Here is a 23,256-nt window from a genome sequence, read left to right as displayed (position 1 = left end):
CGAAGCCTTCGGGGAAATGCAACCACGCGCGGCGGCGCAGGGGTTGGAAGGTGCGCGGCGCACGGTTAGAGCCGGTCCATGACAACAGAAATCAGAAACGACGCGCTGCTGGGTAGCATCGATGCGGACGCGATGCTGCAGCAAGTCAGGAAATGGAGTGCCGTCAATACCGGCACCGCCAATCTCGACGGGTTGAAGCGGCAAGCCGAACTGCTGGCCGATGCCTTCTCCGCCCTGCCCGGCGAGATCGAGCTGGTCGATCCAGCCCCGGTCACAGCGATCGCTGCCGACGGCAACGAATACGAGAAACCGCACGGGCAGCACCTGGTCGTGCGTGTGCGTCCGGGCGCGAACCGGCGGCTGATCCTGACCGGACACATGGACACGGTTTTCCCCGAAGATCACAGCTTTCAAGACCAACGCTGGCTCGACGAAGAGACGCTGAACGGCCCCGGTGTCGCTGACATGAAGGGCGGCCTCGCTGTGATGCTTCACGCACTGATAGCGCTGGAGCGGACCGATGCGGCCTCCGCGATCGGCTACGACGTAATGATTAATTCCGACGAGGAAACGGGCTCGCTCGCGTCCTCCGGCCTCATCACGGAATTGGCTAGCGGAAAGCTGGCGGCGCTGACTTACGAGCCTGCCGCCCTCCCCGACGGAACGCTTGCCCATGCGCGCGGCGGCACGGGCAACTACTCGATCACCTTCTCGGGCAAGTCCGCCCATGCCGGACGCAACCCGCACGAAGGGCGCAATGCGGTGCTTGCGGCGGCCGATCTGGCGCTGCGGCTGAAAGCGATGGAAGGCGAAAACCTCACCGTCAATCCGGCGAAGATCGAAGGCGGCGCAGCCAACAACGTGGTGCCGGATCACGCAATACTGCGCTTCAACATTCGGCCGAAATCTACGGGGGCGATGGACAATTTCGACAACGAGTTGAACGACTTGCTGGGCGAGATCGAGGAAAGCCACGAAGTCGGCATCCACCGCCACGGCGGCGTGACGCGGCCACCAAAGCCGGTCGACGAGCGGGCGCAGCGCCTGTTCGATCTCGTGCGCGAGTGCGGCGCGTCGCTCGGGCAAACCATCGGCTGGCAATCGACTGGCGGGGTATGCGACGGCAACAACATCGCGGCCTGCGGCGTGCCGGTGGTCGACACCATGGGCGTGCGCGGCGGCGCGATCCATTCGCCGGACGAATATCTCATCGTCCCTTCGCTCGCCGAACGAGCCTCGCTGTCCGCGCTGGTCCTCCACCGCCTCGCATCGGGAGAGAGCCTGTGAGCTTCCGCCTGCGCGCTGCGCGTAACGAGGACATCGAGCCGCTCTATGAAATGGCGAAACTGACCGGCGGCGGGTTCACGAACCTTCCCGCCGACCGAGACGCACTGTCGTTCAAGATCGAGCGGTCGAGCAAAGCCTATGCGCGCGCGACCGACGGCGAGGTTCGCGACGAACTTTTCGTGCTGGTGCTCGAAAACACGGAAACGGGCCAGGTTCGGGGCACGTGCCAGCTTTTCACCGCGGTCGGACAGCAGTGGCCGTTCTACTCCTACCGAATGACCACGCTGACGCAGCACAGCCAGGAACTCGACCGGACAGTGCGCGCCGAAATGCTAAGCCTGACGACCGACCTCGAAGGGTGCAGCGAAGTCGGCGGGCTGTTCCTCCACCCCGGCGAGCGGGCCGGCGGCCTCGGCCTGCTGCTCGCGCGCAGCCGCTATCTGTTCATCGCGATGCACCGGGCGCGCTTCGGCGACCGTATCCTCGCGGAACTGCGGGGAATCATCGACGAACGCGGCGGGTCGCCGTTCTGGGACGGGGTCGCCGGCCGTTTCTTCGGCATGAGCTTTCAGGAAGCCGACTACTTCAATGCGATCAAGGGCAACCAGTTCATCGCCGATCTCATGCCGAAACACCCAGTCTATGTGGCGATGCTGACGGAGACTGCCCGGACAGCGATTGGCGTGCCGCACCCTTCCGGGCGCGCTGCCATGCGGATGCTGGAAAACGAGAATTTCTCGTTCGAAGGCTATGTCGACATCTTCGACGGCGGTCCGACCATGATCGCGCGCACCGATCAGGTGCGTAGCGTTGCCGAGTCGAGGGAGGCGCAAATCTCCGGCACCGACCTCGACGGCGGGGAGAAGGCGCTGATCGCGGCGGGCGAACTCTCCGATTTCCGCTGTGTTTACGGCACGCGGGAGGTTGCGCAGGACGGGACTGTCGCGATCGACGCCGAAGCGGCGCGCATACTCGGCGTTTCGAAAGACGACACCGTCTGGAGCGTCGCGCGATGACGGCCGGAAACGCGCTGCGCGAAATCAATTTCGACGGATTGATCGGGCCTTCGCATAATTACGCTGGCCTCAGCCTCGGCAATATCGCCAGCGCCACGCACAAGGGGCAGACATCGCATCCGCGTGCCGCGGCGTTGCAGGGCCTCGCGAAGATGCGCTCGAACATGGCGCTAGGCCTAGCGCAGGGTATCCTGCTGCCGCTCAAACGCCCGAACGCGGCGCTGACCGAAGAGTTGGCGCTGGACGAGACATCCGACCGCGCCCTGCTCGCTGCCGCGTGGTCGGCAAGCTCGATGTGGACAGCCAATGCCGCGACGGTCAGCCCGGCACCCGATACGCGCGACGGCAGGTGCCACCTGACCCCCGCGAACCTCGTCACCATGCTGCACCGCGCGCAGGAGTGGCCGGAAACGAAACGGCAGCTTGCATTGGCTTTCGCGAACGAGAAGCACTTTGCGGTGCACGACGCCGTTCCGCCTTCCTTCGGCGACGAGGGCGCGGCGAACCACATGCGGTTTTGCGAAGAGCACGGCGCACAGGGCGTCGAAGTGTTCGTCTACGGCAGACCGGGCGGCAAATTCCCCGCTCGCCAGCACGAGCAAGCGAGCCGCATCGTCGCGCGCCGGCACGGGCTCGATCCGGAGCGCTGCGTGTTCATCGAACAGAACTCGGCTGCGATCGAGGCGGGGGCGTTCCACAACGATGTCGTCTCGGTCGCGAACGAACGCGTGTTGTTCACCCATGCGGAAGCCTTCGCGGACCAAGGCCGGGCCTACGCAGCCATCGCGGAAGCGTTGCCCGCGCTCGAAGTGGTCGAAGTGCCATCGGACCGCGTCAGCCTCGAAGAAGCGATCCGCACCTACCTCTTCAACGCGCAGCTCGTCAGCGTGCCCGGCGGCGGAATGGCGCTTGTGGTGCCGAGCGAATGCCGCGAGAGCGAAGCGGTGTGGGGCTGGCTGCAGGAGATGCTTGCTGGCACAGGTCCGATTCGCGACGTCCATGCTGTCGATGTTAGGCAGAGCATGGCGAACGGCGGCGGTCCCGCGTGCCTGAGGCTGCGCGTGGTCGCCGATCCGAAGACCGTAGACGGGCGGTTCTTGCTGGACGAGGAAAAGGCCGACAACATCGAGAAAGTAATCGCCGAGCACTGGCCCGAATCCATCGCCCCGAGCGATGTCGGCGATCCCGATTTGGCACGGCAAGTGCTTGAAACGCGCGGAAAACTGCTGTCCGCGCTGGACCTCGAAGAACTCGGTTAACGCGCTGGACACCATCTTCCGCCCGCTTACAATACGAGACACGTTAACCATTAAACGCCGCAAAGTGCGGAACCTAAACGGTTTTTCAGCGTCGAGGCGTTAAGGAAAGGGAATTGATGTTTCGCAAGATCGGCAGGCTGTTCGTGATCAAGACTCGCTTCGAGGCGTTCGTGATCATCTATGCCCTCGCCCTGGGTGCGACGGCGCGCGGCTCCGCCTATCTGACCGAGTATCCCGGATGGGGCGGCAAGCTTCTGTTCCTCGCGGCGACCGGAGCGGTGTTCATGGCAGGCGCGAAGATTCTCGATTGCCTGAAATACGAGCAAGCGGAACGCAAGGCCGCGGAAACGGCCGCCGCCAAACATCACTCTTAACCGGATTCCTGAAAATGGGGGTTTCTGTTGCTAGCTACCCCCGGAGCCCCGGTATCCCTTCTGTTGCCCGGTGGGTCCAACCGCGCTTTTACGTAGTAATGTCAGGCCCTTAGGCCATCAATTACGCTGCAATTGCGAGTGCTTCGTTATCGTTTGCACTTATAAAGATGAGCCTTATGCGGGTTACTCAGCCCGGGCGAAAACGATGCTTTTCAACACACGTCGATCCTAGTTCGGCCCCGTCAAAATTCCCGGATTTCCGGGCGTTTTGGTGGAGCCGCCGGGTACTGCCCCCGGGTCCGTTGTGTCTATTGCACACCGCAGTTTATCACCATAGCCGGTCGAAACCGGCACGCCCTATATAGGGTCTCGCGCGTCAATGTGAAGTGACCGAAATTACGTGGCCGGGTCGCTGCCCGATCGCCCCGCGTCGCCGCCGCGCAGTTCGGCGAGTATTTTCTTCAGCACGTCGAGTTGCGGATCGGTGGGAACCTCGTCGCTCTTGGAACTGTCCTCGGTTTCCGCCTGCTTGCGCTGCATTTCCTCGGTGACACGGTTGACGCTGCGAACAATGATGAACAGGGCAAAGGCCACGATCACGAAGTTGATGAGTGCCGTTAGCAGCGCGCCGTAACCAATCATCGCGACGCCCGCTTCCTTCAATTGCTCGTAATTGTCGGTCGCTCCTTCGTAGCCTTCGGGAATGTCTCCCAACAGGATGAACCAGTTGGAGAAATCGATATCGCCGAAGATCCAGCCGATCAGAGGCATCAGGATCGCTTCGGTCACCTGCGTGACGATGCCGGTGAAAGCGGCGCCGATCACGATACCGACCGCCAGATCGATGACGTTGCCGCGTGCGATGAATTTCTTGAACTCTTTGAACATGGGCCGGATGACTGCCAGCGCTCCGCCCGGTTCTCAAGCGCAAATACGTGCGGGCAATGCTTGTCTCCACAAGTAGGTGCGCTATGTAGATAATACAGGATGGCGCGACACGCGCTTCGCGAAGGGGAAAGACAAATGATTGCGACGACGTTCAAACGCTTCGGCCTTGCTGCGGCGGCTTCGATGCTGCTGGCCGCGTGCGGAATCAACTCGGTTCCGGCAGCGGAAGAGAACGCGAAGGCGAAATGGGCCGATGTCGAGGCGGCCTTCCAGGAACGCGCCAACCTCATCCCCAACCTTCAGGAAATCGTGCTTTCCTCCGCCGAGCAGGAACGCGCGACTTTCGAAAGCGTGACGCAGGCCCGCGCTTCGGCCACCCGGCCCGAAGTGCAGATCGATGGCGACGATCTCAGCAACCCGGAGGCGGTGCAGCGGTATCAGCAGGCACAGAACCAGCTCGGCGGAGCGCTGTCGCGCCTGCTCGTATCGGTCGAACGCTATCCCGAACTGCGCAGTCAGGAAAACTTCGGGCGCTTCATGACCCAGTTCGAAGGCAGCGAGAACCGCATCCGCGTGGCGATCCGCGACTACAACGAAGCGGTGCGCCAGTATAACACGACCATCCGCACCTTCCCCGATACGATCGGCGCGAACATCATCCACGGCGCGGAGCCGCTCGTGCCTTACGAAGCCACGACCGAAGGCGCTGAAGTCGCGCCGAGCCTCGACATGCGTTCGGGCGGCGACACATCCGCCGCGCCGGCCGGCTCGAACGACAACGATGCGGCTACTGGCTCCGATGCGGCGGCAATGAACTGACCCTAAGCAGTTCGATCTCGATGCGATTGATCGCATGTCTTGCAGCGGCGCTGGCTTTTCTGTCGGCGCCGCTTGCCGCGCAGCCCACCTTTCCGGAGCGCGGGACCGCGCCCGTGGTCGATGCTGCCAACATCATCGACGACGCGACCGAGGCTGAGCTGACCGCGCAGCTCGACCAGTTCGAAGAACAGAACCAGCGCCAGTTCGTCATCGCGACCATTCCCGATCTCGGTGGCTACGACATCGCCGACTATGGTTATCAGCTTGGCCGCGAATGGGGGCTCGGCGATACGGAGAACGACGACGGGATCATTCTTCTCGTGGCCCCGAACGAGCGAAAGGTGCGCATCGAGGTCGGCTACGGTCTAGAGGCTATTATTCCGGACGGTCTCGCGTTCGACTACGTAGAGGGCATGAAGCCTTACTTCCGCGAAGGCGACTACTCCGCCGGCATTGAATGGGGCGCGCAGCAGATTATCCAGCAGCTCGAACTGCCGCCCGAAGAAGCCGCGGCGATCGCGCAGCAGGCACAGCAGCAGCGCGCGAGCGACGGCGGGTTTCCCTTCGGTACGCTTATCTGGCTCGCGCTTATGTTCTTCTTCTTCGTCCTTCCCATCCTGCGCGGAGGCGGCCGCAGCCGCCGCTATCGCCGCGGCGGCATGGGCGGCGCGGTCGGTAACATCATTCTGTGGGAGGCAGGTAAGGCCATCGCGCGCGGAGCCGGCGGCAATTCCGGCTGGGGCGGCGGAGGCGGTTTCGGCGACGGGGGTGGCGGCTTCGGAGGCTTTTCCGGCGGCGGCGGCAGCTTCGGGGGCGGCGGCGCCTCGGGAGGCTGGTAGGCGATGCGCTACCTGAACGAAGAAGGGCACAAACTCGTCAGCGGCGCCGTGGGCGAGGCCGAACTGCAGACATCGGGCGAGATCGTCACGGTCCTCGCAAAGCAATCGGACGGCTATTCCGACATCGCGCTCCTCTGGAGTATTGCGCTCGCCTTCACGGTGATGAGCCTGTTCGCGCTCTTCCCGCTGCCATTTCTCGATTTCTACGACCGGCTCGCGGGCGGGTGGGAGCACGACTGGACGACAGGCGAACTCGCCAGCATGACCATCGCGCTTGGCCTTGTAACCTTCCTTGCTGCATGGGCTGCGCAGTCATGGGACACGCTCAGGATGTTGCTCGTGCCCGGCACGGTCAAAACCTCGCGCGTGCACGACCGAGCAGTAGCGCTGTTCAAGGTGGGCGCGGAACGCCGCACCCACGGCCGCACCGGCGTTCTCATCTACCTCTCGATGGACGAGCACCGCGCCGAAATCGTGGCCGACGAACCCATTGCGGCAATCGTCTCCGCCGAGGTCTGGGGCGAAGCCATGGCCGACATGCTCGCCGAGATCAAACAGGGCCGGCTGGCGGAAGGCATGGCGGCAGGCGTGCGCGACGTCGGCGTCGTTCTCGCAGAGCATTTCCCGCGCGATGCGGACGACCAGAACGAACTTCCCGACCGGCTCATCGAGGTTTGATGGATTACGATATTCCGCCGAAGGACGCGCCCGTACGCGATCCCGATTTTGCGAAAGACGAAGAGGTGCTATGGCAGGGGCGCTTCATCAGCATGAAGCGGCGCGGACGCTGGGAATATGCGAGCCGTGCGCGCGGCATCCGGGCTGCTGCGATCATCGCTATCGACGACGGCCATATCCTGCTCGTCTCGCAGTACCGCATGGCGACGTCCTGCCGGACGCTTGAAATTCCCGCAGGCCTCATCGGTGACGACGACGGCGCGGAAGGCGAAAGCGCCGTGAGCGCCGCTGCGCGCGAACTCGAGGAAGAAACCGGCTACCGCGCGGATAGCTTCGAAGAACTGGGCTATTTCTATTCCTCGCCCGGCATGGTCAGCGAGGGGTTTACGCTGCTGCGCGCGCATGGCCTCACGAAGGTTGGACCGGGCGGCGGGACCGAAAGCGAGGACATCACGGTCTACCGCGTGCCTCTTTCCGACCTGCCCGATTTCGTTGCACACTGGCGCGAAGCGGGCCACGGGGTCGATGTACGGATTGCCGTAGCAATGGGCAGCGGATTTATGGGAGAAGGATGATGAGTAACCGGGCGGACGGCAAGCTGGCGCTGGTAACGGGTGCGGCGCAGGGGCTCGGCGCGGCGCAGGCGGCGTTGCTTGCCCGCGAAGGTGCGCGGGTGCTGCTGACCGATATCAACGAAAGCGGCGCAAAAAAGACCGCTGCGGCCATTTGCGAGGAATGCGGCGCGGATACGGCATTCGCCATCAAGCACGACGTGACCGATGCCGCCGACTGGGACGCGGCCATCGATGCCGCGCGAGAAAAGCTGGGCGGTCTGTCGGTCCTCGTCAACAATGCGGGGATCGGCGTTGCCGGAAATATCGAGACCTGCAGTTTCGAGGACTGGCGCCGCGCGTTCGCGGTCAATGTCGATAGCGCGTTCCTCGGCTCCCAGAAGGCGCTGGGTCTGATGAAGGACTACCAGCCGGGCTCGATCGTGAACATCTCGTCCATCGCCGGGCTGATCGCCAGCGATACGATGCCGGCCTATAACGCCTCGAAGGCGGCGGTGTGGATGCTGTCGAAATCGGTTGCCCTGCATTGCGCGAAGCAGGGGTGGGACATTCGCTGCAATTCGGTGCATCCCACATTCGTCGATACGCCGATCTTGGACGGGATCGGCAAGCGAGCCGGGATCGACAAGGAAGTCGTCATGGGCAAGCTCGCGCGGCAGATACCGCTTGGACGGGTGGGCGAGCCGAACGATATCGCGATGGGTGTGCTCTATCTGGCAAGCGACGAGAGCCGCTTCATGACTGGAGCCGAGCTCAAACTGGACGGCGGCATATCCGCCATGTGAGCTTCTCTGGATGAGGGTGAAGCGCGGAACTTGCCGCCCCGCGCTTCCTAGTTCGCGATCAGTCCGATCGCCAGGTAGATGAGAATGAAGCTGCCGAAGCCGAGCAGCGCGCCGAGGACGAAGACCACGCGGACCATCGTGGTATCGACGCCGAAGTAATCGGCAATTCCGGCGCAGACCCCCATCAGTTTCTTCCGGTCCCGATTGAGCCGGAAAGTCTTGTTCGGGGGTCCGCCTGCGCTGCGCCGGTCGAGGTTGCTCATACCAGCATACCCGTGCCGGTTGCGCTGGGAACGGCGGGAGCGATTGCGAAAGCGAAGACGAAGGCCGAAATGGCAAGCGAGGAGACGGCTGCGAAGACGCGGGCGCTGAAGTCGTTGGACGAGAACATGAGTAAATTTCCTTTCGTGTTTTGCCGGAAGAACCACTCTGCCGGTCATACCAACACTGTTGCAGGACGCGTGCCATTTTCGAAAAACCGCAGAAATCCTAAGGTTCGGCAGTTTCCTTCGTGAACCGTTTGTTCAGCGTTCCGCAAGTTTGGCGAAATTTCCCAACTATTGGATTTGCGCTAATCGCGCTTTGCGCATGAGCGGCGCGCGGCTATCGCAAAGCCCTTCATGTCGCTCGACCGTATTGCCCTATCGCGCTTCCGAAACCACGCCGACACCGTCCTGGATCAGGCTGCGCGGTTCAACGTGCTCGTGGGCGAGAACGGTGCGGGTAAGACGAATGTATTGGAAGCCTTGTCGCTGCTCGCGCCGGGACGCGGCCTCAGGCGGGCGGCACTGATCGATCTGGCGCAGGCGGGGGGTCCGGGTCACTTCGCGGTAGGTGCGAGCCTCACCATGCATGACGACGATCATGTTCGGCTAGGAACGTTCACGCAGCCTGATCGCCCTGCCCGCCGCCTCGTACGGATCAACGAGGCCGCTGCGAGCGCGGTCGCGCTCGGCGAATGGCTGTCGGTCGGCTGGCTCACGCCGGCGATGGACCGGCTTTTCATGGACAGCGCGGGCGAGCGGCGGCGCTACATGGACCGGCTGGCGGTCGCCATCGAACCGGGTCACGCGGCCCATGCCGCGCGGCAGGCGGCTGCTTTACGCGAGCGCAACCGCCTGCTGTCGGGCGACGAGATGCCTGAGGCCGCATGGCTCGACGGGATCGAGGCGCAGCTTGCGCGGCACGGCGCGGCGCTGGCGCAGGGCCGCGCGCGCCTGGTGGAGGGCCTCAAGGCCGAACTGGCGGATGCACCGGCCGAGCCTTTCGCGCGCCCCGCCCTCACCTATCGCCCCGGCGGCCCGCTGGACGAGCAGGCGCTCGCAGAGACGCTGGTGCACAGCCGCAGGCGCGACCGCGCGGCCGGTCGCACTCTGATCGGGCCGCAGCGCGACGAACTCGAAGTCGTGTTCGCGGCCAAGGATGTGCCGGCAGCGCAATGTTCGACCGGAGAGCAGAAGGCGATGCTGATCGCCATAACGCTCGCACACGGCGCGCTCGCGCAAAAAGGCCGCGCCAGCGTACTGCTGCTCGACGAGGTCGCCGCGCATCTCGATCCGGTGCGCCGGCTTGCCCTGTTCGAACGGCTCGCGCAAGGCAGCGCGCAGGTGTGGATGACCGGAACCGAGATGGCCGCGTTCGAAGGCATTGCGGACCGTGCGGCCGTATGGCAAGTGTCGGGCGGCGCGGCGCAGCGGCTCTAGGAAGCGGCGGCCGTTTCTGCCGGCGGCGGTAAAGCCTCTACCACGTCATCGACCGTCGCACCGACCAGCTCCGAAATCCCTTCCTCGGTCGGATGCACGCGGTCGGCCTGGATCAGGTCCGGCCGCCGGTAGATGCTATCGAGGAAGAACGGCACGAGGTTCGCGTCGTATTTCTCCGCCAACTCGCTGTAGATCGCATCGAACTCGCCTTGAAAGGCCGGGCCCAGATTGGGCGGCGCGCGCATTCCCATCAGCAGCACGGGGATACCGCGCTGCTGCAATTCGGCCATCATCGCGTCCAGATTCTTCCGGGTCTCCGCGGGCGGCAGGCTCCGCAGCAGGTCGTTTCCGCCGAGTTCGAGGATCACGAGTTCGGGCACGGTTTCCTGCGCGTCCAGCGTATAGGACAGCCGCGCCAGTCCGGCGGCGGTCGTATCGCCCGAAATGCCCGCGTTGACGATGTCGGCATTGATGCCGCGCGCTCTCAGCGCCGCCTGAAGCTGCGCGGGATAGCTGTTCTCGCGTCCGACGCCGTAGCCTGCGAACAGGCTGTCTCCGAAGGCGAGGATGTGCCGCTCCGGCCCCATGACGGGGATCGGCGCTTCCGCTTCGCTGGCGGCGTTCGCGCCCGTTTCCGGCACAGGCGCGGTGGCCTGATCCTCGCATCCGGCGAGGCCGAACAGGGCGGCTGCCGAAAGCGTCAGTGCAAATCGCGTCGATGAAGGGGTCATGTAAGTCTGTCAGTCTCCTTGTGCCGGGTCCGTGCCTATGCCATCGCAGCGGCGTGGAAAAGTCACAAATGGCAATCGCCGCCCGCAACCTCACCCTGACCCTCGGAACCCAGGCCGCACCGGTCGACATCCTGCGCGGGATCGATCTCGATATTGCGCAAGGCGAGACCGTCGCGCTGCTCGGCCCCTCGGGATCGGGGAAGAGCTCGCTGATGGCGGTGCTCTCCGGTCTCGAACGCGCGAGCGGCGGTAGCCTCACCGTCACGGGACGCGATTTCGCCGCGATGGACGAAGACGCACTGGCCCGCGCGCGCCGCGGCCGGATCGGCATCGTCCTGCAGGCTTTTCACCTGCTGCCGACCATGACCGCGCTGGAGAATGTCGCAACGCCGATGGAACTCGCCGGCATGTCGGATGTGCGCGCCCGGGCGCAGGCCGAACTTGAAGCGGTCGGCCTCGGGCACCGGCTCGGCCATTACCCACCGCAGCTTTCGGGCGGAGAGCAGCAGCGCGTCGCCATTGCGCGCGCCACAGCGCCCCGCCCCGACCTCATTTTTGCCGACGAGCCGACGGGTAATCTAGACCACACTACTGGCGAAGAGATCGTCCGCTTGCTGTTCGCCCGGCGCGCGGAAACCGGTGCAACCATGCTGATCATCACGCACGATCCAGAACTCGCCAAGCACTGCGAGCGGGTCATCACGCTCGAAGACGGCAATATTGCGAGCGACACCGCCGGGGCAGGCGTTCCGGCGTGAGCGAGCGTCTATCCTGGAGCGACGCGTGGCGGATCGCCCGCCGCGACCTCAATGCCCGGTTCCGCGGGCTGCGCCTGCTGTTGGTGTGCCTGTTCCTCGGAACCGGAGCGCTCGCGGCGATCGGAACGCTGACCGCCGCAATCGAAGGCGAACTTGAAGGCCGCGGGCAGGAACTGCTCGGCGGCGATATCCAGCTCAGCGTATGGCAGCGCGATTTGAGCGAGGAAGAACGCGCGGCGCTCTCGGCGCTCGGCACGGTTTCGGGCGGAGCGCGGCTACAAGCGGTGGCGCAGGCGGGCGGCAACACCGCGCCGATCGAATTGAAATCGGTCGATGCGAACTACCCCCTTTACGGCACTTTCACTCTCGCCGACGGTCGTTCGGTCGGAGCACCTCCGAGCGGCAGCGCATGGCTGTCGCAGGGGGCGGCGGACCGGCTGGACGTGTCGGACGGCGATACCATCCGCATCGGTACCGAGGACCTGACTGTCGGGGGGATCATCGAAACCGAGCCCGACCGTCTCGGCGAAGGGTTTCAGCTCGGCCCAACCGTCATCGTCGCGCAGGGCTTTCCGGCGAGCGCCGGACTGACCGCGGTAGGATCGCAGTTTCGCAGCAAGTACCGGATCGCCTTCGCTGACCCCGGAACCGATCCCGAAGAGGTGACGGAGACCCTGCAGGACCGCTTTCCCACCAGCGGCTTCGAGTACCGCACGCGCGACAATGCCGCGCCGGGTGCGGACCGGTTCATCGGACGGATGAGCGAATTCCTGACGCTGGTCGGCCTCGCCGCGCTCGTCATCGCCGGGATCGGTATCGGCGGCGGCGTCACCTCCTACCTCGAGGCGCGGCGGCAGAGCATCGCCACGCTCAAGATACTGGGCGCGACGTCACAGGATATAGTACGCATCTACGCGCTGCAGATCGGCGCGGCGGCGTTTGCGGGAAGCCTCGCTGGACTTGCAGTCGGGGTCGCGACGACGCCGATCCTGGCGCAGGCATTAAAGGGCTTGCTGCCGGTCGAGACCGGGTTCGTAATCGACCCGCTATCGCTGCTCACCGCGCTTGCCTACGGGCTGCTCGTCGCGCTCGTCTTCGCCGCCCCGCCGCTGCTGCGCGCGCGGCAGTACCCGGCGATGGCGATCATGCGCTCGCGCACTGGAACGATGGCCCGCGACCGGACCGCGCTCAAATGGGTGCTCGGCGGACTGGCTGCGATCACTGCGCTGGCGCTGCTCTCTGCCAGCCGCCCGCTCCTGACCGCCGGCTTCCTCACCGGAGCCGCAGCCGCGCTCGGCTTTCTCGCGCTGCTCGGCTTTGCAATCCGCGAGAGCGCACGCCGTCTGCCCCGCGCGAACAATCCGATCCTGCGCAACGCGCTTGCCAACCTCTACCGCCCCGGAAGCAGCACCGGCGCGCTGGTCACCGCTCTCGGCTTCGGACTTTCGGCTTTCGTCCTGCTCGCCGCGATCCAGTCGAGCATCGACGGCAATATCCAGCAGCGCGTGCCCCGCGAAGCACCCGATTACTTCGTCCTCGACATCCCCAAGGACCGGCTTGGTGCATTTGAAGCCCTTGTCGGTGCACGTGAACCCGGCGCCGCGATCCGCACCGCTCCCTCGCTTCGCGGAGCCGTAATCGCCTACGGACCGCGCGGCGACATGACTCAGGTTTCCGATCTGGAGGACCTGCCCGATGGCGCGTGGGCGCTACGGGGCGAGCGCGGGCTCACTTACTCCGCGGGCGTTCCTGAGGGCAACACAGTCGTCAGCGGAAGCTGGTGGGATGCGGACCATGCAGGCGAGCCGCTCGTGTCGATCGACGAAGAGCTCGCCGAAGCGACGGGCCTCGAAGTCGGGGACTACCTGACCGTCGCGGTTCTGGGGGTCGAGCGCACCGCCCGGGTCGCGAACCTGCGACGCATCGACTGGGACTCGATGGGTTTCAACAATGTTTTCGTTTTCTCCCCCAATGCCCTGGAAGACGCTCCGCATAATTTTTCCGCCACGATCGAGCTGGACGAAGGCAGCGAAACCGCGCCGCTGCTGCGCGACTTGGTGCAGAACTTCCCGTCGTCCTCGGTCATCGAAATCGGACAGGTGCTCGTGCAGGCGCGCACGATCCTGAGTCAGGTCGGGCTCGCGACGCTTGCCGCCGCCTCCGTCGCGGTGCTCGCCGGGCTGGCCGTGCTGCTCGGCGCGATCGCAGCGGCGCGCGCTGCCCGCACTTACGACACCGTCGTCATGCGCGTGCTTGGGGCGGACCGGCGGCAGATCTTCGCGATGCAGGCCATCGAATACGGTATTCTGACCGGCGTCCTCGCCTTCGTGGCACTGGCGCTAGGCAGCGTGCTTGCCTGGCTGGTCGTGACGCAGCTGTTCGAGTTCGACTGGCTTCCCGACTGGCTCGAGGTTCTAGCTGTGCTCGGCGGCGGACTGGCGGTGGTTATGGCGTTTGCGCTTCTCGGTTCACTGCCGCTGCTGCGGACGAAGCCGGCGCAGGCACTCCGCGCACTTTAACGAAGCAACGAAGCCCGAAACGAAAAGGGGCCGCCGAAGCAGCCCCCTCCCGTGACGAATTAAGGAACCGTCAGAAGTTGAAGCGAACCGTACCGCCGTAGGTGCGCGGCTGGTTCGGGTAACCCGAAACCGTGCCCGTCTGCGCAACGCCGGGGAATATCTGCGTAATGAAGCGGTCGTCGAGCAAATTGCGCGCCCATACGCCGACTTCAAGGCCGTTCTCCATCGCGAAGGTCAGCGAAGCGTTGACGAGGTTCGTCTCGCTGCGGAACGGCTCTGCCGCCTCTCGTGCGGGCAGGAACGGATCGGGCAGCGTGAAGTCGATCCGGTCGGGGAGCCCTTCGATGAGCTGCCGGTTGCTTTCGTGGCTGTAATCGACACGCGCGATGAGCGCATTACCGCTCGCACCGAACTCATGCGTATAAGCCGCCGAGGTCGAGATCGAGAACTCTGGCACGTTGCCCGGACGTGTCCCGGTCAGATCGCCGACCGCCGAATTGACGAAGCTGTCGTAGACGGCATCGAGGTAGGTCATCGCGAATGTGAGAACCAGCGGATCGGTCGGGTTCACCGTGGCATCGAGTTCGAACCCGCGGCTGGACTGCGAACCGGCATTGGCGAGCGCAAAGCCCGTTCCGGTAAAGATGTTCGACTGGAACCCTTCGAGCGTCTGATCGAACAGCGCGAGGTTGAACCCGAACCGGTCGAACTGCGCCTTGAGGCCGAACTCGTACACTTCTGCCTCTTCCGGTCCGGCAAAACGCGTTCCGGTAGTGAGGTTGGGTACGAGCAAGCCGGCGTCCGTGATCGGAGAACTCGGTCCGAGGATCAGCGGAAGGATGACGCTGCCCGAAGGAGCACCGGTCGATAGCGGGTACGGCGTGAAATCGCCGGGCAGCGGCCGCGAATCGCGCGACAGGTTTACGGACGATGCCTTGAAACCGGTCGCGTAGCTGAAATAGGTATTGATGTTGTCCGTGACGTCGTAAGCGGCGCGCAGGGTGTAGCTGAAGTTGTCGTCGCGCGTCTGGCCCGGCTCGACCGCGTTCGGCACGTTCAGGAACGGCGGCAGGAACTGCAATGGCCGAAGGGCGAGCAGCGGGTTCGATGCCGGGTTCGTCGCCAGCAGTGCGATCTGTTGGAACTGGGCCGGATTTGCCGCAGCAAAGGCACCGATCTGTGCCGGGTCCCGCGTTCCCAACGCCTGGGAAATGAACGCATCGACGAGGCTGACGTTCGCCAGCGGATCGAGCGACTGCTGCTCGAGCGTGAAATCCTTCTTGTCGTCGGTATAGTTGAAGCCGCCCGTCAGGGTCAGCCGGTCGGTCAGTTCGAAATCGACCGTACCGAAGATCGAATAGCTCTCGTTATCGAGCGTGAAAAACTCGAAAGTGGACGGCCCCTGTTCGAAGATGGAACCCGGCTCGAAGCCAAACAGCCCTTCGATGCCGCCCAGCGTGCCGGGTGTTCCAGCCCCCGCCAGCAGGTCGAAGAACAGTCGTCCGTCTTCGCCATTGGTGAGGCCGCTGTCTTGTACGATGTCTTCCTTGAAGTAGTAACCGCCAAGCAGGAAGTTCAGCGGTCCGTCGAAGTCGGACGTCAGCCGCACTTCCTGCGTGAAGGTGTCAATCGACTGGTCGCGGAGTTCGTTGACGATGTCGGCGCTGGAAAAGTCGACGTCCTGCTGCTGGAACGAGCTCAGCTCGCGGTACGCAGTGATCGACGTCAGCTGGAGCGCACCAAGCTCCAGATCGGCCTGCAGCGATCCGCCGTAGTTCTCGATCTCGTTCTCCGGCAGCACGTTGAGAAACGTGCGGTCGGAGAACAGGTCTTCAGGCTGGATCGCGCCACCGACCGCGAAGATAAGCGGAACGGTCGGACCGGCGACGAGATTGCCGGCGTAGCAGCACAGCTCGTCGATCTTGGAATAGTCGCCGATTGCGCGCAGACGAAGGGCGCCGCCATTGTCGAACAGGAGCTGCCCGCGCAGGGAGTAGCGGTCCCGCTCGTTGATGGTTTCGTCGAGATTGACGACCTCGACATAGCCGTCGCGCTTGTTCAGCGTACCATCGACCGAGAAGGCGACGCTGTCGGTGATGGGTCCGGTGACATCGCCCTTGAGGACGATCTGGTCGTAATTGCCGTAAGTGGCAGAAACGCTGCCGCCGAACTCGAACTGAGGCTCGCGCGTAATGATGGAGATGACGCCCGCGCTCGCATTTTTGCCGAACAGGGTCGACTGCGGTCCGCGCAGCACTTCGATCCGCTGCACGTTCGCAAGGTCGCCGATCTGCGCGGCGGAGCGTGAGCGGTAGACGTTGTCGATGAAGACGCCGACGGAGGGTTCGATACCGGCATTGTTCGCGCCGTTGCCGAAACCGCGAATGACGAAGTTGGTGTTGGCAGAGCTTTGCAGCGTGCTCACGCGCAGCGAAGGGGCGACCGTCTGCAAGTCCGCGATGTCGCGGATCTGCGCCTGCTCGATCGTCTCGCCGGAGGTGACGGAAACCGAGATGGGCGTTTCCTGCAGCGTCGTCTCGCGCTTGGATGCGGTCACGATGATGACATTCTCGCGCGGAGCAAGTTCGCCCTGCTCGGTTTCGAGAACCAGTTCGTCCGCATCGGTTTCGGTCTGCGGCTCCGCACCTTGCTGCGCAGACGCTGCAGCCGGAAAGGCGAGGCCGAGCGCAGCCGCACCTGCCAGATAGGCGGCGCGATTGGATACAATGCGGACGTGGGGACTGAATTTCATCGGCAAGTGTTCCTCTCCAAGACAGAAGCCGCTTCTCTAATGGCCGGCTAACTGTATTCGTGCAGTCATATCGCAGGAAATCCTTCGCTCAAGTTACTTGCGCGGCCGTATGCACCGTCCTGAAGCGATGTTGCCGAAGCGCCACACCGCGCCCGAGCCGACGTAAGCCCGTCAAATCGGTTGCCCCAACGGCTTCGCGGCGCTAGGGGCAGCGCCGATATGCGCAGGCGTCAGACCCGCGCGTGGTGCGATGGCCGCACCAATTCCAGCGAAAGAACGAGTTCATGTCCCTCAACTTGCGCAATGTCGCAATCATCGCCCACGTCGATCACGGCAAAACCACTCTTGTCGACCAGCTGTTCCGCCAGTCCGGCACCTTTCGCGAAAACCAGCGGGTGGACGAGCGTGCGATGGACTCCGGCGATCTCGAAAAAGAGCGCGGCATCACCATCCTCGCCAAATGCACCAGCGTCGAATGGCACGGCAGCGCCAAGGGCGACGTGCGCATCAACATCGTCGATACGCCGGGTCACGCCGACTTCGGCGCGGAGGTCGAACGCATCCTCAGCATGGTGGACGGGGTCATCCTGCTCGTCGATGCTGCCGAAGGTCCGATGCCGCAGACCAAGTTCGTGACCGGCAAGGCGCTCGCGCTCGGCCTGCGCCCGATCGTGGTCGTCAACAAGATCGACCGTCCCGATGCGCGTGCGACCGAAGTGCTGGACGAAGTGTTCGACCTGTTCGTTGCGCTGGATGCGAATGACGAGCAGCTCGACTTTCCGGTCCTCTACGCCTCGGGCCGCGACGGTTATGCGAGCGAGAGCCCCGATACGCGGGAAGGTTCGCTGGAGCCGCTCTTCAAGCTGATCGTCGATCACGTGCCTTCGCCCGATCTCGACCCCAGCGGCCCGTTCTCGTTCCTCGCGACCCTGCTCGACCGCGACAATTTCATGGGCCGCGTGCTGACCGGCCGCGTGCAGTCGGGCACGATCAAGATCAACGATCCGATCCACGCGCTCGACGCGGACGGAAAGGTCGTGGAAGCGGGCCGCGCAACCAAGCTCATGTCCTTCGACGGGCTCGAGCGCGTGCCGGTGGAAAGCGCCAAGGCAGGCGACATCATCGCGCTTGCCGGCCTTGAAAAGGCGACCGTCGCCAACACCATCGCCGATCCCTCGGTAAGCGAGCCCATCGCTGCACAGCCGATCGATCCGCCGACGCTCGCCATGCGTTTCTCGGTCAACGACAGCCCGCTCGCCGGGCGCGAGGGTGACAAGGTGACGAGCCGCATGATCCGCGACCGCCTCAACCGCGAAGCAGAAACCAACGTCGCGATCCGTGTGACCGAATCGGCCGACAAGGACAGCTTCGAAGTCGCCGGCCGCGGCGAATTGCAGCTCGGCGTCCTGATCGAGACGATGCGCCGCGAAGGCTTCGAACTCGGCATTTCGCGTCCGCGCGTTCTGCTGCGTGAAGAGAACGGCCAGCGGCAAGAGCCGTTCGAGACTGTCGTGATCGATGTCGACGACGACTACAGCGGCACGGTCGTGGAAAAGATGCAGCGCCGGAAGGCTGAACTGACCGATATGCGCCCCAGCGGCGCGGGCAAGACGCGCGTGACCTTCTCCGCGCCGAGCCGGGGTCTGATCGGCTATCACGGCGAGTTCCTGTCCGACACGCGCGGCACGGGCATCATGAACCGCCTGTTCGAGAAATACGATGCTTACAAGGGTCCGATCGAAGGCCGGCAGAACGGCGTGCTGATCTCGAACACGTCGGGCGAAGCGGTCGCCTATGCGCTTAACGCGCTCGAAGAGCGCGGTGAGCTTTTCATCGGCAGCCAGGCGAAGGTCTACGAAGGCATGATCATCGGCGAGAATGCGAAGCCGCAGGATCTCGAAGTCAATCCGATGAAGTCGAAGCAGCTGACGAACTTCCGCTCGACAGGCAAGGACGACGCCATCCGCCTGACCACGCCCCGCGTGATGACGCTGGAACAGGCGATCGCCTACATCGACGACGACGAAATGGTCGAAGTCACGCCGCAGTCGGTGCGGCTGCGCAAGGCGATCCTCGATCCGCACGAGCGCAAGAAGGCGCAGCGTAAGTCGGACGCCATGTAACCGGCGGCTAGAGCGCGGTTTCCCCGATCACGAGGGCGGCATAAAGCACTGCCCCGCCGAAGAAGGGAATGAATGCGCTCTGCCGCTCCTCGGGCAGTTCTTCCTTCAGCACGACCAGTACGATCCCGCCGCCGACGAACGCGAACAGTCCGCCGATCGCGATCTGCGGCAGTTCGACGAGCTCGCCGACCAGCCACCCTCCGAGCGTGGCCGCGGCGAGCACCCATCGGCCGTAATCGTCGTACAGCTCCGGGTGGTCGCTCCGCGTGCCGTAATCGGCAGTCGTGAAATGCAGGATCATCGCGACGAAGTAGACCGCGAGGCTGATCGCTCCGTAATCCTCTCGGTGATTGAGCAGATAGGCGATGATCGCGATCAGCAGCGCTGAACTGGCGATGTGGATCCAGAACTCGCCCGTACCCGCGCGTTTCTTCGCGCCCTTGGCCTCCTGCTTCGATTTGGAGGCGGACAGCAGCTGTTCCGTGCCGTAGAACAGGACAAGACCGATTAGCGCGAGCGAGTAAACCGCGCTCTCTGCCATACTTTCATCGAGGCCGATGGCACGCGAAAACGTGGCTCCATGCGCGGCCAGTTCGGGCAGGATGTGAAGGAAAACGTAAGCGACGGCGACGCCGCCCGCGAAGGATAGCCAGCGGCTCCGCGGTGTCTTGTCCAGGAACCGCAACTGGCCGATCCCGATATGCACCAGCGCGAAGCTGATCGCCATTGCACCGGTCACCCAGATCGAAATCGGTTCCTGCCCCATTCGCCCCTCCTTGCAGAAGCCCGGCGCGATAGCAAAGGCCCGCCCGCCTGATGCATGTTAGCACCCATTTGGGTTTTCGCGCGCTTGCCGTTATGAGCGCGCACCATGCAGACGGGAACACTCATTTCGCTGGCCCTGTATTTTGCGGCCATGATCGCAATCGGCCTCTACGCATGGCGCAAATCCACCGAAGACAGCGAAGGCTATCTTTTGGGCGGACGCAATCTGCCGCCCGCTGTGGCCGCGCTTTCCGCAGGCGCTTCGGACATGTCGGGCTGGCTGTTGCTGGGCCTGCCCGGCGCCTTGTTCGCGACCGGGCTCGTCAGCGCGTGGATCGGCATCGGCCTGTTTGTCGGCGCATTCCTCAACTGGATCATCGTCGCGCCGCGGCTGCGCGAGCAGACCGTGAGCTACGGCAATGCGCTTACCATTCCCGAATTTCTCGCCAACCGTTTTCCGGATAAGGCGATCGCGCTTCGTGTAGTCAGCGCCATCGTCATCGTCGCCTTCTTTACCGTCTACACTGCAGCAGGTCTCGTGGGCGGCGGAAAACTGTTCCAGACCGCATTTGCGGACCTTATTCCCGGCGCCGATCCGTATTTCGCCGGTCTCTGGATCACTGCTGGCGTCGTCCTCGCCTACACGATGGTCGGCGGGTTCCTCGCCGTCAGTCTCACCGACTTCGTCCAGGGGTGCATCATGGTCGTAGCGCTGGTCCTCATGCCGCTGGTCGTCATGTTCGGCGAAGGTGGAAGCGCGGGCGGATCGCTAACCGAAGTGCCCGTGCCCGGTTTTCTGAGCTTTACCGAGGGGCTGACGGTCATCGGCTTTTTTTCGGCCGTCACGTGGGGCCTCGGCTATTTCGGGCAGCCGCACATCATCGTGCGCTTCATGGCCGTGAAGAGCGTCGCGGCGGTTAAGACTGCGCGCAACATCGGCATGACCTGGATGGGGGTCGCCCTGCTCGGCGCGGTCGGTGTCGGCATCGCGGGCCGTGCCTATGTCGAGCGCAACGGGCTGGTGGTCGAGGACCCGGAGACGATCTTCATCGTCCTGTCCGACCTGCTGTTCCATCCGCTCATCACCGGCTTCCTGTTCGCCGCACTGCTGGCCGCGATCATGAGCACGATCAGTTCGCAACTGCTCGTTTCGTCGAGTTCGCTGACCGAAGATTTCTACCGCCTGTTCCTGCGCAAGAACGCGAGCGAGCCCGAGGCGGTGAACGTCGGGCGCGTATGCGTCGCGCTCGTCGCTTTGGCAGCGATCGTCATTGCCTTCGATCCGGACAGCGAGGTTCTCGGTCTCGTCAGCAACGCCTGGGCCGGCTTCGGCGCGGCCTTCGGCCCGCTCATAATCCTGTCGCTGACGTGGAACAGGATGACCGGTTCGGGCGCGCTCGCCGGTCTGGTTACTGGCGCCGCCGTAGTCATGGCGTGGATCGCGCTCGGCTGGAACGGCGCTTTCCTCGGCGGCGAAGGTATCTACGAGATCATTCCCGGTTTCATCGCGGCGTGGGCGGCGATTGTTATCGTCAGCAAGATGACCTACGCTTCGAGGGAAACTGTCCCCGCTTAAGGAAATCATATGCGACTGTTCGCCGCTGCCACGCTCCTGCTGACATCGACCGCCCTACCCGTCTCCGCTCAGGATACATTACCCACAGAGGATGCGGAAGTCGGCATCGCCGACACGATCGGAGCGGGCGGCCGCCCCATCGGCAAAGACTGGTCGCGCAGCCCCGTCATTGTCGAGCACGGGATGGCCGCCACCGCCCATCCGCTCGCCACTCAGGTCGCGATTGACATCCTCAAGGCGGGCGGAAACGCGGTCGATGCGGCGATCGCGGCGAATGCGGCACTCGGGTTGATGGAGCCGACCGGCAACGGCATCGGCGGCGACCTGTTCGCGATCATCTACGACCCGAAAACGAACCAGCTGCACGGAATTAACGGTTCGGGACGCAGTCCGCGCGGACAGACCCTGGCGCAGCTTCAGGAGAAGCTCGGTCCGGACGCGACTTCGATCCCGCCGCTCGGTGCTCTGCCAATCACCATTCCCGGCACGGTAGATGCGTGGTTCACCATGCACGACCGCTTCGGCAAGATGGACATGGCGCAAATCCTCGCACCAACGGTTACCTATGCGCGCGAGGGGCATCCCATCGCGCCGGTGATTGCGATGTATCTCGATCGGTCGCTCGCGTCCTTCGAGCGCCGGCAGGACATGATCGGCGACTTCGGCAATGCCCGCGCGACCTATTTCGCGGATGGCGCGCCGGAAGCGGGCGAGATCTTCAAGAACCCCGATCTCGCTGACACGCTCGAAACGCTTGGCCGCGAAGGCCGTGACGCTTTCTACGAGGGAGAACTGGCCCGCACCATGGTCGACTACCTGCGCGAGCAGGGAAGCGCCTTTACGCTCGAGGATTTTGCCGCGCACGAAAGCCAATGGGCGGAGCCGACCTGCGTGACCTACAAGAAGGGTTACGAGCTGTGCGAATTGCCGCCTAACGGACAGGGCTTCGCGGCACTTCAGATGGTGAACATCCTCAAGAACGTCGACCTGTCGCAGTGGGACCGCGGCAGTCCGGAAGTTCTTCATTACATCACGGAGGCGAAGCGGCTCGCCTTCGCGGACCTCGCGCGCTTCTACGCCGACCCCGACTTCACCCCCTTCCCTACCGAGTTACTCTCCGACGAGTATGGCCGGCAGCGTTTTTCCATGATCGATCCGCAGCGCGCTGCGCCCGACGTGGCGCACGGCGCTCCGCAGATCGAAGGCGAAGGTGACACGACCTACCTGACCGTCGCCGACAAGGACGGCATGATGGTGAGTCTCATCCAATCGAACTACCGCGGGATGGGATCGGGTCTGGTGCCGACAGGTCTCGGCTTCATGTTCCAGGATCGGGGCGAGCTTTACTCGCTCGATGCCGAACACCCCAATGCCTACGAGCCCGGCAAGAGGCCTTTCCACACGATTATTCCCGCGTTCGTCAAAAAGGATGGCAAGCCGTGGATGAGTTTTGGCCTGATGGGCGGAGGGATGCAGCCGCAGGGTCACGTCCAAGTGCTCGTCAATATCGTCGATTACGGTATGAACCTGCAGGAAGCGGGCGATGCGGCACGCCTCAATCACGACGGCGGGAGGCAGCCGACCGATCCCTTGCTCGGCGAGACAACCGATCCGCTCGGCACGCTGTACGTCGAGCCGGGTATCCCAGCGGATACCGTCGCGCGGCTCAAGGCCATGGGTCACAAGGTCGAGGTGGTCGACAACGGCATCATGTTCGGCGGCTATCAGGCCATCGCTCGCGACCCCGAGAGCGGCGTTTACACGGGCGCGACCGAGATGCGGAAAGACGGGCAAGCGAGCGGATATTAGCTC

The 23,256-nt window shown here is 63.9% G+C and carries 21 protein-coding genes and 1 other RNA gene; 15 read left to right on the top strand and 7 right to left on the bottom strand.

Annotation, left to right across the window (positions count from 1 at the left end; translation table 11 throughout):
* Positions 1-78: 78 nt before the first annotated feature.
* From HUV48_RS00995 to HUV48_RS00980, 4 genes are all read left to right on the top strand, one after another.
* The gene (locus HUV48_RS00995) at positions 79-1,287 is read left to right on the top strand and encodes a hydrolase (RefSeq protein WP_176265914.1); all 1,209 of its coding nucleotides are present in this window, start codon (positions 79-81) and stop codon (positions 1,285-1,287) included.
* Positions 1,284-2,303: an arginine N-succinyltransferase gene (locus HUV48_RS00990; RefSeq protein WP_176265913.1), complete on the top strand. Its 1,020-nt coding sequence runs from the start codon at positions 1,284-1,286 to the stop codon at positions 2,301-2,303. Before HUV48_RS00995 ends, HUV48_RS00990 begins: the two co-directional genes overlap by 4 nt.
* Entirely contained in the window at positions 2,300-3,562 is a 1,263-nt protein-coding gene (locus HUV48_RS00985) for an N-succinylarginine dihydrolase (protein WP_176265912.1), read from the top strand. The genes HUV48_RS00990 and HUV48_RS00985 overlap by 4 nt, the downstream gene beginning before the upstream one ends.
* 116 nt (positions 3,563-3,678) lie before the next feature.
* Complete coding sequence (locus tag HUV48_RS00980; RefSeq protein ID WP_176265911.1) at positions 3,679-3,936, top strand: hypothetical protein; 258 nt, start codon at positions 3,679-3,681, stop codon at positions 3,934-3,936.
* 49 nt (positions 3,937-3,985) lie between these two features.
* Here the strand turns inward: HUV48_RS00980 and ssrA are convergent.
* Both ssrA and mscL read right to left on the bottom strand, forming a co-directional pair.
* Positions 3,986-4,326: a transfer-messenger RNA gene (gene ssrA / locus HUV48_RS00975) on the bottom strand.
* A gap of 6 nt (positions 4,327-4,332) precedes the next feature.
* Positions 4,333-4,824: a large conductance mechanosensitive channel protein MscL gene (mscL, locus tag HUV48_RS00970; RefSeq protein ID WP_176265910.1), complete on the bottom strand. Its 492-nt coding sequence runs from the start codon at positions 4,822-4,824 to the stop codon at positions 4,333-4,335.
* 135 nt (positions 4,825-4,959) lie between these two features.
* Here mscL and HUV48_RS00965 point away from each other — a divergent pair, with 135 nt between their 5' ends.
* The 5 genes from HUV48_RS00965 to HUV48_RS00945 are packed head-to-tail and all read left to right on the top strand — an operon-like array spanning position 4,960 to position 8,517.
* A complete protein-coding gene (locus tag HUV48_RS00965; protein ID WP_176265909.1) occupies positions 4,960-5,643 on the top strand; it encodes a LemA family protein in 684 nt (227 codons plus the stop codon).
* Between the two features lie 20 nt (positions 5,644-5,663).
* Positions 5,664-6,482 carry a TPM domain-containing protein gene (locus HUV48_RS00960; protein ID WP_176265908.1) on the top strand — a complete coding sequence of 273 codons (819 nt, stop codon included), beginning with the start codon at positions 5,664-5,666 and terminating at the stop codon, positions 6,480-6,482.
* A gap of 3 nt (positions 6,483-6,485) precedes the next feature.
* A complete protein-coding gene (locus HUV48_RS00955; RefSeq protein WP_176265907.1) occupies positions 6,486-7,160 on the top strand; it encodes a TPM domain-containing protein in 675 nt (224 codons plus the stop codon).
* On the top strand, positions 7,160-7,735 hold the full coding sequence (locus HUV48_RS00950; protein ID WP_176265906.1) for an NUDIX hydrolase: 576 nt from the start codon (positions 7,160-7,162) through the stop codon (positions 7,733-7,735). The genes HUV48_RS00955 and HUV48_RS00950 overlap by 1 nt, the downstream gene beginning before the upstream one ends.
* Complete coding sequence (locus HUV48_RS00945; protein ID WP_176266647.1) at positions 7,735-8,517, top strand: SDR family oxidoreductase; 783 nt, start codon at positions 7,735-7,737, stop codon at positions 8,515-8,517. The genes HUV48_RS00950 and HUV48_RS00945 overlap by 1 nt, the downstream gene beginning before the upstream one ends.
* A gap of 47 nt (positions 8,518-8,564) precedes the next feature.
* Here the strand turns inward: HUV48_RS00945 and HUV48_RS00940 are convergent, their stop codons facing one another.
* Together HUV48_RS00940 and HUV48_RS14470 are read right to left on the bottom strand one after the other, a co-directional pair.
* On the bottom strand, positions 8,565-8,780 hold the full coding sequence (locus HUV48_RS00940) for a PspC domain-containing protein (RefSeq protein WP_176265905.1): 216 nt from the start codon (positions 8,778-8,780) through the stop codon (positions 8,565-8,567).
* Positions 8,777-8,908, bottom strand: a complete 132-nt coding sequence (locus tag HUV48_RS14470; RefSeq protein ID WP_263970482.1) for a hypothetical protein — start codon at positions 8,906-8,908, stop codon at positions 8,777-8,779. The genes HUV48_RS00940 and HUV48_RS14470 overlap by 4 nt, the downstream gene beginning before the upstream one ends.
* Positions 8,909-9,137: 229 nt before the next feature.
* Here HUV48_RS14470 and recF point away from each other — a divergent pair, with 229 nt between their 5' ends.
* Positions 9,138-10,220, top strand: coding sequence for a DNA replication/repair protein RecF (recF, locus tag HUV48_RS00935; RefSeq protein WP_176265904.1), 1,083 nt, complete (start codon positions 9,138-9,140; stop codon positions 10,218-10,220).
* Here the strand turns inward: recF and HUV48_RS00930 are convergent.
* Positions 10,217-10,951: an arylesterase gene (locus tag HUV48_RS00930; RefSeq protein WP_225871471.1), complete on the bottom strand. Its 735-nt coding sequence runs from the start codon at positions 10,949-10,951 to the stop codon at positions 10,217-10,219. The genes recF and HUV48_RS00930 overlap by 4 nt on opposite strands.
* 68 nt (positions 10,952-11,019) lie before the next feature.
* Here HUV48_RS00930 and HUV48_RS00925 point away from each other — a divergent pair, with 68 nt between their 5' ends.
* Both HUV48_RS00925 and HUV48_RS00920 read left to right on the top strand, forming a co-directional pair.
* A complete protein-coding gene (locus HUV48_RS00925; protein ID WP_176265903.1) occupies positions 11,020-11,709 on the top strand; it encodes an ABC transporter ATP-binding protein in 690 nt (229 codons plus the stop codon).
* A complete protein-coding gene (locus HUV48_RS00920; RefSeq protein WP_176265902.1) occupies positions 11,706-14,228 on the top strand; it encodes an ABC transporter permease in 2,523 nt (840 codons plus the stop codon). Before HUV48_RS00925 ends, HUV48_RS00920 begins: the two co-directional genes overlap by 4 nt.
* 70 nt (positions 14,229-14,298) lie before the next feature.
* Here the strand turns inward: HUV48_RS00920 and HUV48_RS00915 are convergent, their stop codons facing one another.
* Entirely contained in the window at positions 14,299-16,980 is a 2,682-nt protein-coding gene (locus tag HUV48_RS00915; RefSeq protein WP_176265901.1) for a TonB-dependent receptor, read from the bottom strand.
* A 284-nt stretch (positions 16,981-17,264) separates the two neighbouring features.
* Here HUV48_RS00915 and typA point away from each other — a divergent pair, with 284 nt between their 5' ends.
* Positions 17,265-19,103 carry a translational GTPase TypA gene (gene typA, locus HUV48_RS00910; protein ID WP_176265900.1) on the top strand — a complete coding sequence of 613 codons (1,839 nt, stop codon included), beginning with the start codon at positions 17,265-17,267 and terminating at the stop codon, positions 19,101-19,103.
* 7 nt (positions 19,104-19,110) lie between these two features.
* Here the strand turns inward: typA and HUV48_RS00905 are convergent, their stop codons facing one another.
* Positions 19,111-19,869: a ZIP family transporter gene (locus HUV48_RS00905; protein WP_176265899.1), complete on the bottom strand. Its 759-nt coding sequence runs from the start codon at positions 19,867-19,869 to the stop codon at positions 19,111-19,113.
* A 105-nt stretch (positions 19,870-19,974) separates the two neighbouring features.
* On the opposite strand from HUV48_RS00905, the gene putP reads away from it, so the two are divergent.
* Both putP and ggt read left to right on the top strand, forming a co-directional pair.
* The gene (gene putP / locus HUV48_RS00900; RefSeq protein ID WP_176265898.1) at positions 19,975-21,444 is read left to right on the top strand and encodes a sodium/proline symporter PutP; all 1,470 of its coding nucleotides are present in this window, start codon (positions 19,975-19,977) and stop codon (positions 21,442-21,444) included.
* Between the two features lie 9 nt (positions 21,445-21,453).
* A complete protein-coding gene (gene ggt / locus HUV48_RS00895) occupies positions 21,454-23,253 on the top strand; it encodes a gamma-glutamyltransferase (RefSeq protein WP_176265897.1) in 1,800 nt (599 codons plus the stop codon).
* Positions 23,254-23,256: the final 3 nt, after the last annotated feature.

It is taken from the genome of Qipengyuania atrilutea, assembly GCF_013370205.1.
Taxonomy (GTDB): Bacteria; Pseudomonadota; Alphaproteobacteria; order Sphingomonadales; family Sphingomonadaceae; genus Actirhodobacter; species Actirhodobacter atriluteus.
This window is presented reverse-complemented; position numbering and strand designations above follow the sequence as displayed.

Coding starts and splice junctions, on each gene's coding strand:
- HUV48_RS00995 (WP_176265914.1), top strand. CDS start 79: ATGACAACAGAAATCAGAAACGACGCGCTGCTGGGTAGCATCGATGCG.
- HUV48_RS00985 (WP_176265912.1), top strand. CDS start 2,300: ATGACGGCCGGAAACGCGCTGCGCGAAATCAATTTCGACGGATTGATC.
- HUV48_RS00980 (WP_176265911.1), top strand. CDS start 3,679: ATGTTTCGCAAGATCGGCAGGCTGTTCGTGATCAAGACTCGCTTCGAG.
- mscL (WP_176265910.1), bottom strand. CDS start 4,824: ATGTTCAAAGAGTTCAAGAAATTCATCGCACGCGGCAACGTCATCGAT.
- HUV48_RS00965 (WP_176265909.1), top strand. CDS start 4,960: ATGATTGCGACGACGTTCAAACGCTTCGGCCTTGCTGCGGCGGCTTCG.
- HUV48_RS00960 (WP_176265908.1), top strand. CDS start 5,664: ATGCGATTGATCGCATGTCTTGCAGCGGCGCTGGCTTTTCTGTCGGCG.
- HUV48_RS00955 (WP_176265907.1), top strand. CDS start 6,486: ATGCGCTACCTGAACGAAGAAGGGCACAAACTCGTCAGCGGCGCCGTG.
- HUV48_RS00950 (WP_176265906.1), top strand. CDS start 7,160: ATGGATTACGATATTCCGCCGAAGGACGCGCCCGTACGCGATCCCGAT.
- HUV48_RS00945 (WP_176266647.1), top strand. CDS start 7,735: ATGAGTAACCGGGCGGACGGCAAGCTGGCGCTGGTAACGGGTGCGGCG.
- HUV48_RS00940 (WP_176265905.1), bottom strand. CDS start 8,780: ATGAGCAACCTCGACCGGCGCAGCGCAGGCGGACCCCCGAACAAGACT.
- HUV48_RS14470 (WP_263970482.1), bottom strand. CDS start 8,908: ATGTTCTCGTCCAACGACTTCAGCGCCCGCGTCTTCGCAGCCGTCTCC.
- recF (WP_176265904.1), top strand. CDS start 9,138: ATGTCGCTCGACCGTATTGCCCTATCGCGCTTCCGAAACCACGCCGAC.
- HUV48_RS00930 (WP_225871471.1), bottom strand. CDS start 10,951: ATGACCCCTTCATCGACGCGATTTGCACTGACGCTTTCGGCAGCCGCC.
- HUV48_RS00925 (WP_176265903.1), top strand. CDS start 11,020: ATGGCAATCGCCGCCCGCAACCTCACCCTGACCCTCGGAACCCAGGCC.
- HUV48_RS00915 (WP_176265901.1), bottom strand. CDS start 16,980: ATGAAATTCAGTCCCCACGTCCGCATTGTATCCAATCGCGCCGCCTAT.
- typA (WP_176265900.1), top strand. CDS start 17,265: ATGTCCCTCAACTTGCGCAATGTCGCAATCATCGCCCACGTCGATCAC.
- HUV48_RS00905 (WP_176265899.1), bottom strand. CDS start 19,869: ATGGGGCAGGAACCGATTTCGATCTGGGTGACCGGTGCAATGGCGATC.
- putP (WP_176265898.1), top strand. CDS start 19,975: ATGCAGACGGGAACACTCATTTCGCTGGCCCTGTATTTTGCGGCCATG.
- ggt (WP_176265897.1), top strand. CDS start 21,454: ATGCGACTGTTCGCCGCTGCCACGCTCCTGCTGACATCGACCGCCCTA.